Raw genomic sequence first — 15,346 nt, 5'->3', positions numbered from 1 at the left:
AATGCAAGTTTATTTAACATAAAATTCATGAACAGGCCTTATAAATCCATAAGAGACTGGTAAGCAGAGAGAAAAATTATAAACAAATGTTTAATTTTTTGGCTTTTCTTTTCTGTAATATGGATTTTATCTTTTCACGTGTTCATAGATCAGGCTCAAAAACTCAGCGTAAGACTTTTCCAAGCCTATGATATCTCCGGATTTTAGATTTAAACCGCCGTTTCCGGAGGTGTCAGATTTTATTTTGGCGGAAGAGGCCTGGAAATAAAGGTTTTCATCAGCTGTCTTGGGTTGAATTTTAATAGTAGATCCTAAAAGCTTCTTTGTAGAAATGGTATAGACTTCTCCGGGAATGACATCCAGGGTAATGTAGGATCTTGGGGTTAATACATAATCCTTCTTATTGATGTTAATCTTCTGATCTTTGTCTGAGGAAGCAAAAACATACAACATTCCCTTCTCTATCGTCAGTTTTTCTTTGGGAGTATAATATAAAACTATTTTATAATTTGCAGGATTGAAGGCCTGGGGAGTACCATCTATATTTTCGAAAGGTTTAAATGAAAATGTATTGGCGCCAATTTCTTTTGCCTTCTTATATATTAATGAAAAAACGCCAGCGTCATCATTTGAGAATCCCTGAACATCAATTTCTCCCAAATATTCGGCATCCACTGTAGATTCTGTTTTTTGATACAGAAATTTATCTGTGTTGTCGTTTGTTTTTGCCACTTTTGAAAGGTATACATTCTGGGCAGTACACAAATGGGCACAGAATATGGAAAAGGCAACGGTGAGATTCTTAATCATAATTATTGTTGTGTTAGTATTCTGACAGATTCTTCAAGACTGTTTTCCCAATGTTTTGGTTCAATCTTATATACTTCTTCTATTTTATCCAAAGACATAGTACTTCTGGCCGGTCTTTTTGCAGGAGTAGGATACTGTTCTGTTGTCAGAGGATTTAACTGTATTGAAGAGTTTGAAAATTCTGCAATCTTTTTTGCAAACTCAAACCATGTTGTTTCCGGATAGTTTGAAAAATGAAAAATACCAAAGCTCTTGTTTGGATTCTGAATAATATCCATGATTGCTTCTGCAAGGTCATTGGCATTGGTAGGCTGTCCGAACTGATCAGCAACAATTCCAAGTTCGTCTTTCTGAGAGAATAGGTTCAGCATTGTTTTAACAAAATTCTTATTAAACTCTGAGTACAGCCAGGAGGTTCTTAAAACAATAGTTCTAGGATTAATTTCCAAAGCCAGTTCTTCTCCTTTTCTTTTTGACTCTCCATATATTCCCGTAGGGCTGGTAAAGTCATCTTCTGAATACGGAAGATTTGTATCTCCATCAAAAACATAGTCGGTGGAGATGTGGATCAGTATACTTTTGTGATCTGCACAAGCCTGAGCCAAATATCCAACTCCGTCTGCATTGACTGCAAAGGCTTTATTACTTTCTTTTTCGGCTAAATCAACGGCTGTATATGCAGAGGCATTGATACAGTAGTCGGGCTGATTGTCATAAAAAAAACTGCTGACCTGATCTTCATCTGTAATATCTAAAGTCTGTGAATCTGTAAATATGAACTCATAGGAGTTTTCAAAATCAGGGGCAATTTTTCTGATACAGTTACCCAACTGCCCATTGCTTCCTAATACGGCTATTTTTTTCATCTGTAATTTTATTATTTTACTTATCAAATGTACTGTTAAAAGAAAATATTCACTTTATAATGCGTAATTATTTTCCTTTATCATGTGATCACGAATTTTTTGCGTTCTGAGATCTTAAAAATTTCACTCTCGGCTGGAAATCTTTCTGTTCAAGATCTACATAGAATTTATGGAACGTTTCTTTTATATCTTCCGGATGAATTTCGGATTTTCTTGTTTTGATATTGAAATAGATCACGGTAACCCACAGTACGGCGTGAACCGTTTTTTCGTCAAGGCTTTTCATTAAAATTTCCACCTTAGCCGTTCTATCCTGTATTTCGATGGTTTTACTGCTGATCACCACCTGGGTATTATATCTTACTTCTTTCAGGTAAGCGATTTCGTTTTGAATGGCAATCCATGTACATCCCGTTTTCTTGGTGTATTCTTCATAGGTAAATCCATAAAATGTTTCTACATGGTCTTCTCTGGCATTGAACATATAATCCAGATATTTTACATTATTCAAATGTCCTATCGGATCACAATCGCTGAACCTAACTTTTACGGTTGTTGATACTTCTTTTTCCATAGCGCAAAAATAAAAAAACCACCTCTAAAAGAGGCGGTTAATTTATAAAACTTTGTTAATTTCTTAGTTGATCCCTAATTCTTTCTTAACAGCTGCTGTAGCATCAGCACCAGCTCTGTAAACAAATGCCGGAGAGTTTGCATCCATAATGAATTCGTATCCGTTAGCTTTAGCTACTTTCTCGATAGCATCATTCAGTTTTTTCTCAATGGGTCCAAAAACTACATCTTTCTTAGCTTCTAAATCTTTAGCCGCTTTTTCCTGCATTTGTCCAATTTCTTCCTGAAGTTTTTGTAATTCTCCTTCTCTAGCTTTGTTTTCGTCAGCTGTTTTCTTAGGAGCTTCGTCCGTATACTGCTTCAATTTAGCCTGACCTGCATCTGCTTTTTTCTTGATCTCAGATTGTTTAGTATCCAAGAACGTTTTTATATCAGCATCAGCTTTCTTTTTTTCCGGCATTGCATTAAGCACTCCCATTACATCTACAGTAGCAAATTTCTGAGCTTTTGCCATACTTACCGACACAACCATTATTACCGCGGCAAATAATACACTTAATTTTTTCATAATTGGTAAAATAAATAATTTAATTTGTTTTTAGATTGTAAATTTAAGCAAAAGTTAATTGATTTACTTTTTGCTTTTAGATTTTTCTTTTTTATCAGATGTAGATCCTTTCAATAAGATCGTCAATACTTTTTCTGTATAATCATATCTTGGAAGAAGGAAAAGCACATTGTTATCGGTTTTATCAAGAACCGTGCCCAATCCGTTTTTTTCAGCCATTGTTTTGATGGCGTTCCAGATCTCATCCTGGAAAGGTACTACAAGATTGGTTCTCAGTTTTGTAATCTCTCCATTAGCTCCAAAACGCAAACTGGTTGTCGTTTTGATGTTCTTTTCAAGATCCATTACTTCTTTTTCTCTAAGTTTGAGCTGGTCTCCTATCAACAATACTTTCTCACTTTCAAATGCCGCTTTTTTTCTTTCATACTCAGACTGCAAATTCTGAAGTTCAGACTGCCAGGTATCGATCTGGGAGTTTAATCTTGCTTCAGCTTCTTTGTACTGAGGCATCTTATCTAAAATATAGCCTGTGTCTACCACTCCTACTTTCTGGGCATTTGAAAACCCGAAAAGCAGAAACAATACAAATGTGAAAATGATTTTAAAGTTCTTCATATCTATGAATTATAATGATTGGTTCATCAAGAAGTGAGGAATCATTTTAGATTGTTTTTCTCCTGAAATCGTCTTATCAAATCCATAAGCGAAGTCAAATCCGATCAAACCAAACGCTCCCATATAAACTCTTACCCCTACCCCTACTGATCTTTTCAATTCGAATGGGTTGTATGCACCCCAACTGTTCCACACGTTACCTCCTTCTGCGAAAGTAAGTGCATAGATCTTGGCAGTCTGGTTCATTGAGATCGGGTATCTTAATTCTAAAGTAAATCTATTGTAGATTGTACCCCCTCCTTTTGGTGTAATATCAGCCGGCTCACCTCCGTAAGTGGAAGCATTTTCATATCCTCTTAAAGGAATCAATTCACGGCCGTCATATCTACCACCGAATAAACCTGTTCCTCCAACATAGAATCTTTCGAATGGCGGAGCACCCAGTTTTTTGTTATATCCATCCATGAATCCCATTTCAGCAGAAGATCTTAATACCAGTTTTCCGGCGATCTCGTTATAGATATCAGCTTTGAACTTTATTTTATAGAATTCCATCCACTTATACTTATCCACTGGTGACATTGTAGAGTAATCCTTGTTACTGAACAATGAGTAAGGTGCCGTCATTTTCGCGGAAAGTTCAATATTTGAACCCATTGTTGGGAAAATCGGGTCAATACCTGCAGAGTTTCTGCTTAAACCCAGGTTAAGACTTAAGTTATTTGCATCACCATAGTATTCTGTAGTATCTCCAAACTGGAAAGGATAATTACTGAATTTATAATTCTGGAACTGGATACCTGTATATAATGAGAAATAATCATCCGGCCAGTTTAACAGTCTGTTCAGACCAACTGATGCGGAGAAAATATTAAGTTTCTGGGCACTACCAGTAGCATCACTGTATTTTACTCTGGATGTATTTAAACTTACCGAAAGTGCTGTAGGTTTTGTTCCAAACAACCAAGGTTCAGTAAATGATACTCCGTAGTTCTGGAAATACTGTCCGGCCTGTGCCTGGATAGACAAGGTCTGGCCATCTCCCTGAGGTACCGGTTTAAAGTCTTTAAACTTAAGGAAGTTTTTAAGAGAGAAGTTGTTGAACGTAAGTCCTAAAGTTCCGATAAAACTGTTACCACCGTAACCTGCCTGTAACTGAACCTGAGAAGAACCTTTTTCAACCAGTTTCCAGTTGATGTCCACCGTATTATCCTGCTGGTTAGGCTGGATGTCCTGACCTACCTGCTGTGGATCGAAGAAAGACATCCCCGCAAGATCAAAGTAAGTTCTCTTAATCTCTGTCTTTTTGAAAAGCTCTCCCGGTTTTGTTCTTAAAGCTCTAAGCACCACATGGTCATGGGTCGTTGTATTCCCCTGCCAGGTTACTTTATTCCAGGTTGCCTGCTCTCCTTCAGTAATTCTGATTTCAAGATTTACAGCATCACCTGTTACCGATTTTTCTACCGGTGTAACGCTGGAGAAAAGGTAACCGTTATTCATGTACACAGACTTGATATCTGAGTCATCTTCTTTACCTCCGTCTTCTCCTACTTTTTTGTTGAAACCTACAGCATCGTAGATATCTCCTTTTTTATATCCTAAAAGTCTCTGTAAATGCTCTGTAGCGTAAACCGTATTTCCGGTGAATGTAATATCTCCGATATAATACTTTTTACCTTCTTTAAGCTTTACATTGATCTCGTAGTTATTTCTTTTATTTCTCCATACAGAATCTGAAACAATGGTAGCGTCTCTGTATCCTAAAGAGTTATAGTAGCTTACAAGGCTCTGCTTGTCTTCCTGATATTTTTCTTCAATAAATTTTGAAGATTTCAGGATTCCACCGATACTGAATCTTCTCTGTTTGGTTTCTTTGAAAGCTTTATTTCTAAGCTTCGAATCCGTAACGCTTTGATTTCCTTCAAATTCGATATGGTCAATTTTTATTCTTTTGCCCTTTTCTACATTGATGGTCCAGTCTACCATAGACGGATCATTAGCGTTTACTTTATCCTGGATGGTAATTTTAGCGTCAGCAAAACCTTTTTTCACATAATCCTTAGGAACTTTTGTCTTAAGGCCGGAGATCAGGTTTTGGGTGATCTTTGTTCCAGGCTTCAGATTATTATCTTTGATCAGTTTTTCGCTTTTGGATTTACCAATTCCTTTTCCTGCGAATTTTACTTCACCAAGTTCTTTAAGGTCTTGCAGGTAGAATCTTAAAATTACGGTTTCTCCTTCAATACTCTGCACATACACTTCAACTTCCGAAAAAGACTGGGTATCCCAAAGCTTTTTAACAGCGTTGCTGATTTTCTGTCCCGGAATATCTACAACTTCGCCTTTTGTTAAGCCTGTAAATCGTAAGATCTGAGCTGGCGTGTATTTTTTTACCCCATCTACAACAATGTCTTTAAGTGTGTAAGTTCCTGTGCCATTTTCTGCATGTACAGCATTATTTACTTTAGTGCTGTCCTGAGGAGTCACTTGTCCATAAAAATGCGCAGAAGCAGCAAACATTATGATGGGTAATAGTCTAAACTTCATTTTATCGAGTCTTTCTTTTCTTTAAATTTATTGGGCTTTTATCTGATCGCCTGTTAATCCGTATCTTCTTTCCTTATTTTGATAATCAACAATACACTGGAAGAAAATATCTTTTGTGAAATCGGGCCATAGGACATTTAAAAACTGTAGTTCCGCATAAGCAATCTGCCAGAGGAGGAAATTACTTATTCTTATTTCTCCGCTGGTTCTTATCAACAGGTCTACAGGAGGAAAGTCTTTTGTATAAAGGTAGCTTTCGAATAATTTTTCATCAATATTCTCAACATCCACTTTTCCATCTTTCACGTCAGCACTTATGTTTTTCACGGCTTCGAGTATTTCGTTCTGTGAGCCGTAGCTTATGGCAAGCACTAAGTTCCCTTTTGTGTTTTCTTTTGTAAGCTCTACTACACGTTCCAGCTGTTCTCTCACTAGGAGAGGAAGCTTTGCGAGATTCCCTATAACATGCATTCTGAGGCCTTTGCTAAAGATCTCTTCCGCTTCCAGCAATAACGTTTCCACCAGCAGATTCATCAGTGTACTTACTTCATCTGCAGGACGGCTCCAGTTTTCAGAAGAAAATGTATACAGTGTTAAATAAGGTATATCAATCTCATTACAGGCATTAATAGCATTTCTTACTGCATTAATGGCATTCTTGTGACCGAAGGTTCTGTCTTCGCCACGGGTTTTTGCCCATCTTCCATTGCCATCCATAATGATGGCGACGTGTTTCGGTAAATTCTCAGAATTTATTTTATCTTTAATCAACGACATATTAGTTAATCACAATAGCACGGAGGTCTTCCGAATGAATAGGTAAGTCCTAAACTAAAAGTATTCATCCAGTCCTTAGACCTTTCGTCACCTATATTTCTTTTGTTAATAAGTTCCTGCTCTCTTTCTTTAGAGACTGCATAATAATTCCCAGACTGCAATAACGAAGCTCCTGTAGCAGGGTCCAAAATATCCGCATTAAAGCTGGATGTTACATCTTTTGGCATTAATCTGCTATGGTCAAGCTGATCCGTCATTGTATATCTGAATGTAGCTTCTGCAAATATAGCCCAATTATGATTGAACTTATACTTTAAACCTACTCCAAAAGGAATATGCATCGTTACTTTTTTTCCTAATGTATATACCGGAGTACTTTTAAAATCCAGTTCATTAAGAGGAGCCTGTGCTACTCCGTCTGCATCTCTTCTGAAATCGTTCACAAGATCTGCCTTGGGAGCATCAAACATCAAAGCACCGATACCTCCGAAGATGTATGGGCTTACCATGCTTACCTGCTCATTATTAACAGGGAAAAGATTGTATTCGAACATTAAACTGGCTTCGTATACGTTATTTTTTCCATAAGAGTTTCTGTTCACTCTGTATTCTTCTTTCGCAGCTTTATCGCTGAACTGGATCTGGTTATACCCAAGGTCCAATCTCACGGTCTGATGCGGATTAAAATTAAATCTATATAATAAACCTCCATAAAATGGGAATCCCCATTCTGACATCCTGTCTAAATCCAACGGCTTTTGTAAAATGTAATTGGTCCTTCCTACGTCCCCTACTAGGTTACTCATCCCTAGACGAACTCCCAATTCGTTTCTTTGTGCTTTAACACTTACCATTCCAAGGAAGGCAAGAAAGCTAAACAATAATTTTTTATTCATAAAAGAATATGGATTTATGGTTATTTTAAAATTTAATTTTTGCAAATATAAAACATTTTTATATTAATGATATTCTTAATGTATAGTTAAAAATAAACAAAAAAACATAATTTGTTATAAAGTAAACGGCAAAGTGCCAAAAATATTCTTTTTTCCTTAGATTCCAAATACTGATCGTATAAAAAAACCCCCATTTGCTGAGGGTTTAAAACGCTATTTTTTATTAAATATTGTCTGTACCTTATTTCGTATTTTAATCAGTAAGGGTTCTTTATAATTTTTGTCTTCATCAAAATAGCCATATCCGTACCCATAACCATATCCGTAACCATATCCGTAGCCATATCCCTGCTTCGTATTGTAATCATTATATATAAGTCCGAAATGATCGATCTCTCCATTGTGGTACTTTTCAGTGATCATTTTCAGCATATATTTTTCTGTATATTCATGACGCACCACATAAATATTGGCATCAGAATGTTTCATCAGTTCATAAGAGTCTGCTACCAGACCTACCGGTGGGGAATCGATGATGATGAAATCGTATTTCTCTTTCAGTTCTTCTATAAATCTGATATTTCTTTCACTCATTAAGAGTTCTGAAGGGTTTGGAGGAATCGGCCCCGAAGTCGCCACATCCAGGTTCGGGATCTTCGTTCTGTTGATGATCTGATCTATTTCCACTTCTCCCGTAAGATAATTTGAGATCCCGTATTTATTATCAATCTTAAAATCTCCGAAGATCTTCGGTTTTCTAAGGTCCATCCCAAGAAGGATCGTTTTTTTATCACTTAATCCTATTACAGAAGCCAGGTTGATGGAAATATATGTTTTCCCTTCCCCGCCGATAGATGAAGTTACCAGGATCGTTTTCCCTTTCCCATCCTCTTTATTGTTCTCCATCAGGAATCTAATATTGGCACGGATTCCTCTGAATGCCTCTGATACTGAAGATTTAGGCTGCTCAAGAACCGTTAGCATATTTTCGTTGCTGTTGTTTCCAATCACACCCAGAAGCGGAATTTTAGTTGCGCTCAGCAGTTCTTTAATATTTCTGATCTTGTTATCCAGCACTTCTCCTATCAGAATAAATAATAACGGAAGAACCATTAATCCGATAATAATTCCAAATTTGATTGCTTTTACATTGGGTCCTATAGCACCCTGACCCAGATTTTTGGCAGGGTCAATGACTGTAATATCAGACTGATTGGTCGCCACTTTCATTTGCGCTTCATTCTGTCTGGATAAAAGACTGTTGTAGGTAGCCTCTATCATATTGTATCCTCTCTCCGCATCCAGATATCTTCTTTCTTTTTCAGGATACGAGGTCAGATCAGAATTGGCCTCTGCTACCTGACGATCTATCTTATTGATCTCATCATAATATTTCGTATAATAATTTCTCAAAGTACCGGATGAACCGGATCTTGCTTCGTCAATAAGTCTGTTTATTTCTTTAATCGGTTCAGAGTTCGGTCTGTAAATAGAAGCCATTTCTCTTTTCTTCGCGTATAGTGCTTTAAGCTCTGTAACTGTTGCGGAGAAGAAACCGTCTTCGAAACCGGCAGCATTGGTGCTGATCATCTTATCGAAATCCTGTGACTGAAGGGTTGTCTTGATATTATTCAGTGAACTGATTTTGCTCACAATATCAGCCTTCTTCCCTTCAAGATCTTTTATTTTGTCCAAAGATTTTTCGTCTCTGTCCTTAATATTATACAGTTTCTCCGAAGTTTTCAAATAATTCAGGACAGCTGCACTTGAATCCAGTTTTTTACGGATATTATCTATATTGGCCTGCAGATAAACATCAGTGTTTTTATTCACTATATTTTTATCAGCCAGCCTTTTCTTCTGAAGTTCATTTACTGACTTATTCAGGAAATTGACGGTACTGTTAAGGTTGAATCCTTTTTTATTAATGATCATGATCGTACCAATCTCTTTGTCAAACTCTACGGCTATCGTGGAAACAATATCATTAACACTTTGATTGACAGAGTTAAGAGTAACTATAATGTTGTCAACCTTTATTTTAGGGGTCTCCGGATTTTTAAGCAGTCTGAATCTTAGATTCGGAGAATTATACCATTCGTTGATCTTTATGATCTTATTGGCAGGCTTCGCGTACCCATTAACAGACTGAAAACCTTCAGATTCATAGCTGTATAAATTCGTAGACTGTCCTTCTTCAGGAAGAACGACTTCATAGGACCCATTTCCTTTTGGAACAAGGGTAACCGGATAATTGATCTGCTGCAGGTGCTTTTTATCAATCTGTATGAAGATAGGCGAATCTGTTTTATCAATATAAGTGGATTTGATCAGTCCTTTTGTCGAATAATTCACAAAAAGATCCAGCTCCTTTACCAAGAACTCGTTATGAGATCTGGATAAAAGCATCTTTTTAAGATAAATCCCGTCCTGGTTTCCACTCTGTCCCCAGATAAAGTTGATAGACTGGTTGGGTGTGAAATAGCTGGAGGTATTATTGGATATGCTCAAAGAAAGGTTTGAAGCATATATATTCTGTGCATAATATTTACTGTAAACCCATGAAATAACATACCCGATACACAGCATGAATACAAACCAGTACCAGTTTTTAAGGATTCTTCTCAGAAAATGTTCAATATCAAATAATGCAAACGATCCATACTTTTCCTTCTGGGGTTCGCTTTTCCCTACTTTGGTGTCTCTTTCTGGAATCATGGTTAAAGATTTTTAAGAAGCAGGTAAATTGATAATGCTGTTGTAATCACAGATACTCCGGTGGTAAGTGTCTGTACAGGATCTTTTCCAAATCCGTTCAAGCTTTTCCCTCTGGTATTCAGATAGATTTCGTCACCATTCTGCACATAGTAGAACGGGGAATTCATGATATCTTCACGGGTAAGATCAATCCTTGCCTTTTTGATTCCTTCCGGCAGTTTTCTGTGGATCACGATATTTTTACGGTCAATGGTTCTGTTCAAACCTCCGTTAATAGCCAAAGCTTCGGTAATAGTCAGTGTATTTTTATGCACTACCTTTTCACCTGAAAGACCAGTAGTTTCAACATCTCCCAAAATGTAATAAGTGATTCCGTTGGTATTCAGTCGTACTTCCGCTTTTCCTTCCTGGAAGTTTTCGTTTACTTTTTCCTGAAGTTCCTGTGTAATATCTTCCAGCGTTCTTCCTTCAGCTTTTACGTATCCTACTCCAAAAACATTGATATCTCCTTTGGAATCCACCTTCAAACCATTAAAATAGAAGTTCATATTTCCACCGTTGGCCGAACCTCCTACTCCTCCTGCTAATGCCGCAGGATTAGCACCACCTCCTACACCGCCTGATGTATTCAGAGAAGAATAAAACTGAGCCGCGTCTCCCTTGGGAGTGGTCACAATGTTGAGATTAAGGATGTCATTTTTTGTAATTCGGTAGGTAGGAATGTTGTAAGGAACAAGCCCTTCTTCGTTAATGACCAGGCTTTCACTTGGCTGCATATACCTAACATCCTTTTTGGTGATGCAGGATGTAATAAAAAAGGGGAAAATTAAAAATAAATACTTTAAGTTCTTCATCATATTTGAATGTATTGCAAAAGTAAAAATTAAATTGATATTTTCTTATTATTTCGTAAGCGATAAATCAAATCCGGCAGATAAGCGCCAAAAAAACCTAATAAAATAATAATCAACAGTAAAAGATTGATATTAAGATGTCTCAGGTAATAGGCCACGGTTACGATCATAAGATAATATACAATGATATAAAATGTGGAACGTCTATGGGTAAGATCCAGTTTCAGGAGCTTGTGATGGATATGGTTTTTATCCGCATCAAACGGTGATTTTTTATTGCAAAGCCTAACAATGATCACATTCAGGGTATCTACAATCGGCAGAATAAGAATAGCGACTGCGACGGCAGGTGCCGACTGAAGATGGTATCTCGGAACATTGGGAAGTTCTTTGTCTATAAAAATATCGATAAAACAGATGGATGTAAAAGCCAGCAGGAAACCGAGAAGCATAGATCCGGTATCTCCCATGAATATTTTGTTGGTCCTGTAGTTGGACAGATTATAATAAAGAAATGCCAGTACGGTTCCGATAATAATAGCTGATAAAACAACCAGCGGATAATTATATTCACCTAATCTGTAATAACTTATCCCGAACAGCGCACTGCAGATCACGGAATACCCTCCTGCAAGCCCGTCGATTCCGTCTATCAGGTTGAATGCATTGATCAGAATGATAAAAGTAATGATGCTAAACAGTACACTTACCATATAGCTCATCTCATATATTCCGAAAATCCCAAATAAGCTCCGGATTCTGATGTCTGATCCTATCACCACAAGTGAAGATACAATGATCTGTGCCACCAGCTTCTTATACGCCCGCATCACCACAATATCGTCCATAACTCCGATGTAGAGAAGGATAATTAATGAGGCGAATAAAAATTTGTAGAGATCAAAAAGCTCATACGCAAAGATCGATGCGCTGATCCCGATGGAATAAAAGATGGCAATCCCGCCAAGATTGGGGATTTTTCTGAGATGGGAACTCCTTACTCCGGGTTCATCCATAAGATTCTTTCTTCTGGATATTTTAATGATGGTGGGTATGGAGAAAAAGGTAATTAAAAAAGCGAACAGAAAACCGAATCCTATTTTCACATAAAAAATAGAAATACCTGATTCGCTTAAGAACAATTCAAAATTCTTCATTTTTTTTTATCAAGCACATCATTCATGCCTTTCATAAAACTCATTAGAATCCTTTTATAAAAGACTATCTGTCAAAGTTTTAGTAATGACCGAAATAATTGCACTTATCATTTGTGTTATAACATTTTTCTTATCAGTTTCTTTTGTCCGGCAAAAAATAACAGATAAAAAATCTTTTTTTTCACCGGCAAAGATAAAAGATAATTCTTACCAAAACGACTATAGCTCAATATATCTTGAATATTTATTTTCCTTTCGTGCATAAAAACAGCCAGTTCATCTGCCATTGTATTGAAAGTTTCTTCGCTCTTCACAAATGCTACATACGCCAGAAAAGAATATACCCCTTCAAAGATCTGAAAATTTTTCAATTCTTTTCTTTTGTGGGAATATCCGGATTTTTCAAAGGCCAATTCTACATCTTTAACTGCTTTCAGGATATCCAATCCTTTTTCAGTGTGGGTTTTTGTGATAGAATCCGTACGTTCCAGATACTGATAATGAAAATTCTGCGTCTGAGCCACCACTTCACACTCAAGAAGCAACTGTGGAATCAGCTGGATATCTTCAAAATGAACTCCTTTCTTAAATCTTTTATGGTCAAAAAGCTCTTTTTTAAAAAGCTTATTGCAGGCAAAATAACTCAGATCCGAAAATACGGAAAAGTGATCTTCCAACATGATCTTCTCAGACATATTGGGAATCTGGGTGAGTTTCTGGGTAATTTTCCCGTTCTGATCGACTTTCTGGATATTACAGATCACCATTTTGGCATTATGTTTTTCTCCCAGCTGCATCATCTCTTCAAACATCGTCTCAGTCACATAATCGTCACTATCCACAAAACCGATATATTTTCCTGATGCTTTTTCCAGTCCAAAATTCCTGGCATCGCTCAAACCTCCGTTTTCTTTGGTAAAAGCTTTTATTTTCTCCGGAAATTTCCGGGCGTACTCTTCAATGATCAATCCGGAACTGTCTTTACTCCCGTCATCTACCACAATAATCTCAATTTCCTGAAGACTTTGGTTAATCAGAGAATCAAGGCATTTGGCCAGATAATTTTCAACATTATAAACGGGAACTATAATTGAAACCATCATTTTGTTCTTGTTAAATTAATAATCCCTTTTGCTAAAAACTCACTGAATTTCTGGTATCCAAGCTTATTCAGATGCAAAGGATCTCCAAACAGGTTCCGGTCTTTTTCATAATCTTTGGTCACTTCATCGAAATTTAAAACGACTACTTTCTGATCCAGTCCATTCCGTTTTAAATCTTCCAGGAGTGCATTTCTGTAATCCTGTATTTTAAATGCTGTACCGCCGTTTAAGACCCATTCAGCGCCTTTGTTGCTGAGTCCGCTAATGATATTTTTATTTTTTAAATCTTCTTCCACTCCAAATTCGGGAAGAGAAACCACCACCGGCTTAATGTTGTAATGAAGCAGTGTTTTAATGATCATCATCATGTGATGGGTATAAAAATCCGGTCCCACATGGGTAGCTGCATCATTTACGCCTGCAATAACGATACAGTAGTCCGGTTTTTTCTCAATCACTTTTTTGGAAGAAAATTCTTCACCATCTTCTTTAAAAAGGTTTTCATAGATCCTTCTGGTCTTGGCACCCGGATTTCCGGAAGAATAGATCTCTGCATGAATTCCTTGGTCAGACAATTTCCTGCTTAAAAGGGAATCTAGGTTCTGCCGTACGACCCAACTGTCACCAATAATACCGATCTGTAAACCTTCTTCGGGTGTTGTACCGGACGAAAAATAATTTTCTTCCCCGGCATAAGCGTATTTATTCCAGAAATAAACGAAGCAGAAGGCTCCGGCTAACAGAACAATACTTAAAACAATCTTTTTTTTCATCTTGTGTATCCTTAAAAGGTCAGCCTGGGATTAAGCGTTCCTCTTTTTGCTTCTTCAAAATCTTTTTTGGAACATGGAATGCAGTTTTCAATATTTTCATCGTCTCCAAAGTACCACAAATTACTGAATGTATCCCGTTTGAACGCATACTGATCATCATCTATCAAAACATAGAACAGTTCATAATGTCTTTCCCTTGGATGAGACCGCTGAATATTGATTCCTTCGATCAGATACCAGATCATCTGGGCCAGCAACTGGTGATTCAGCTGGTTTTCGGAATAAATATTATAATTAAAAATCCCGACAGATTTCAAATTTTCACTCAGTCCTATTTCTTTCATGTAGGCACAGATCTCTCTTCTGTTCAAACCGTTGACCTGAGGATTCATAGAAAACGGCTCGCTAAAACTTTCAACGGCATCACAATTCAACGTTACCAGATCGGTTTTTCTGAAAAAAGGTTCTGTTTTTTCTGTGGAATTCATCATTTCGGCAAGACGGATGATGTCAAACTCCACTTCTTTAATCAGTCTGATGGAATCTGCTTCATTCAAATGCTTCTGATAGCCTAAGTGATGGTAATTTTTAATCGAGAAATTTTTGGAACCTAATATTTTTCCCAAAAAGGTATGCTCATTGATCTGTTCCCCCTGTTTCAGGGAAATAATATTGCTGATCTGGGTATAATTAATATTTTTCTTATGAAAATTCAATGTGGAAAATAATGAAAAAGCAAAATCATTGGATCCCCCGATAATGACCGGAAGGGCTCTTTTGTAATGACATGCCGATAAAACCTCCTGCAGAATATAATGGGAATCCTGAACAGATTTTCCGGAAACCAGATCTCCAAGATCTACGACAGGAATTTCAAAATCCAGCTGTGAAAGTTTATAAAACTCTTTTCTTACCGCTGTAAAATCCTGTACCTCCGCATCGCCGCCTGCTCCTCTGTAATCCGAAACAAAGAGAAGGACAATACTGTCTTCTTTGATATCTTTCGTGATTCTGCTGCCTATCTGCCAGCTTTCTGTTTTGAAATTTCTTGGTGAAATGATAAAATCTTCAAAATCCATATTTTTTAAT

General features: G+C 37.0%; 14 protein-coding genes. All 14 read right to left on the bottom strand.

Annotated features, from left to right (window positions below; genetic code table 11):
- Positions 1-126: 126 nt before the first annotated feature.
- Positions 127-810 (bottom strand): hypothetical protein, encoded by a 684-nt coding sequence (locus tag IW22_RS13030; RefSeq protein WP_034727031.1) that lies wholly within the window; start codon positions 808-810, stop codon positions 127-129.
- Between the two features lie 2 nt (positions 811-812).
- Positions 813-1,700: a dTDP-4-dehydrorhamnose reductase gene (rfbD, locus tag IW22_RS13025; RefSeq protein ID WP_262483629.1), complete on the bottom strand. Its 888-nt coding sequence runs from the start codon at positions 1,698-1,700 to the stop codon at positions 813-815.
- Positions 1,701-1,764: 64 nt separating this feature from the next.
- Positions 1,765-2,250: an acyl-CoA thioesterase gene (locus tag IW22_RS13020; RefSeq protein WP_034727029.1), complete on the bottom strand. Its 486-nt coding sequence runs from the start codon at positions 2,248-2,250 to the stop codon at positions 1,765-1,767.
- A gap of 63 nt (positions 2,251-2,313) precedes the next feature.
- A complete protein-coding gene (locus IW22_RS13015) occupies positions 2,314-2,817 on the bottom strand; it encodes an OmpH family outer membrane protein (protein WP_034727028.1) in 504 nt (167 codons plus the stop codon).
- Positions 2,818-2,880: 63 nt separating this feature from the next.
- Positions 2,881-3,432: an OmpH family outer membrane protein gene (locus IW22_RS13010; protein ID WP_034727027.1), complete on the bottom strand. Its 552-nt coding sequence runs from the start codon at positions 3,430-3,432 to the stop codon at positions 2,881-2,883.
- A 9-nt stretch (positions 3,433-3,441) separates the two neighbouring features.
- Complete coding sequence (bamA, locus tag IW22_RS13005; RefSeq protein WP_034727026.1) at positions 3,442-5,979, bottom strand: outer membrane protein assembly factor BamA; 2,538 nt, start codon at positions 5,977-5,979, stop codon at positions 3,442-3,444.
- A gap of 27 nt (positions 5,980-6,006) precedes the next feature.
- The gene (gene uppS / locus IW22_RS13000; RefSeq protein WP_034727025.1) at positions 6,007-6,756 is read right to left on the bottom strand and encodes a polyprenyl diphosphate synthase; all 750 of its coding nucleotides are present in this window, start codon (positions 6,754-6,756) and stop codon (positions 6,007-6,009) included.
- Positions 6,757-6,761: 5 nt separating this feature from the next.
- Positions 6,762-7,652 (bottom strand): DUF6089 family protein, encoded by an 891-nt coding sequence (locus IW22_RS12995; RefSeq protein WP_034727024.1) that lies wholly within the window; start codon positions 7,650-7,652, stop codon positions 6,762-6,764.
- A 213-nt stretch (positions 7,653-7,865) separates the two neighbouring features.
- Positions 7,866-10,370: an exopolysaccharide transport family protein gene (locus tag IW22_RS12990; protein WP_034727023.1), complete on the bottom strand. Its 2,505-nt coding sequence runs from the start codon at positions 10,368-10,370 to the stop codon at positions 7,866-7,868.
- Positions 10,371-10,372: 2 nt separating this feature from the next.
- On the bottom strand, positions 10,373-11,227 hold the full coding sequence (locus IW22_RS12985; protein ID WP_034727022.1) for a polysaccharide biosynthesis/export family protein: 855 nt from the start codon (positions 11,225-11,227) through the stop codon (positions 10,373-10,375).
- Between the two features lie 26 nt (positions 11,228-11,253).
- Positions 11,254-12,381 (bottom strand): glycosyltransferase family 4 protein, encoded by a 1,128-nt coding sequence (locus IW22_RS12980; protein WP_034727021.1) that lies wholly within the window; start codon positions 12,379-12,381, stop codon positions 11,254-11,256.
- A gap of 116 nt (positions 12,382-12,497) precedes the next feature.
- Positions 12,498-13,484, bottom strand: a complete 987-nt coding sequence (locus IW22_RS12975; protein WP_081873948.1) for a glycosyltransferase family 2 protein — start codon at positions 13,482-13,484, stop codon at positions 12,498-12,500.
- Entirely contained in the window at positions 13,481-14,257 is a 777-nt protein-coding gene (locus tag IW22_RS12970; protein ID WP_034727020.1) for an SGNH/GDSL hydrolase family protein, read from the bottom strand. Before IW22_RS12970 ends, IW22_RS12975 begins: the two co-directional genes overlap by 4 nt.
- Positions 14,258-14,268: 11 nt before the next feature.
- The gene (locus tag IW22_RS12965) at positions 14,269-15,336 is read right to left on the bottom strand and encodes a formimidoylglutamase (protein ID WP_051891229.1); all 1,068 of its coding nucleotides are present in this window, start codon (positions 15,334-15,336) and stop codon (positions 14,269-14,271) included.
- Positions 15,337-15,346 lie beyond the last annotated feature (10 nt).

Source organism: Chryseobacterium sp. JM1, from assembly GCF_000737715.1.
Taxonomy (GTDB): domain Bacteria; phylum Bacteroidota; class Bacteroidia; order Flavobacteriales; family Weeksellaceae; genus Chryseobacterium.
The sequence above is the reverse complement of the archived record's forward strand: the minus strand, read 5'-3'. Positions and strand labels throughout refer to the sequence as shown.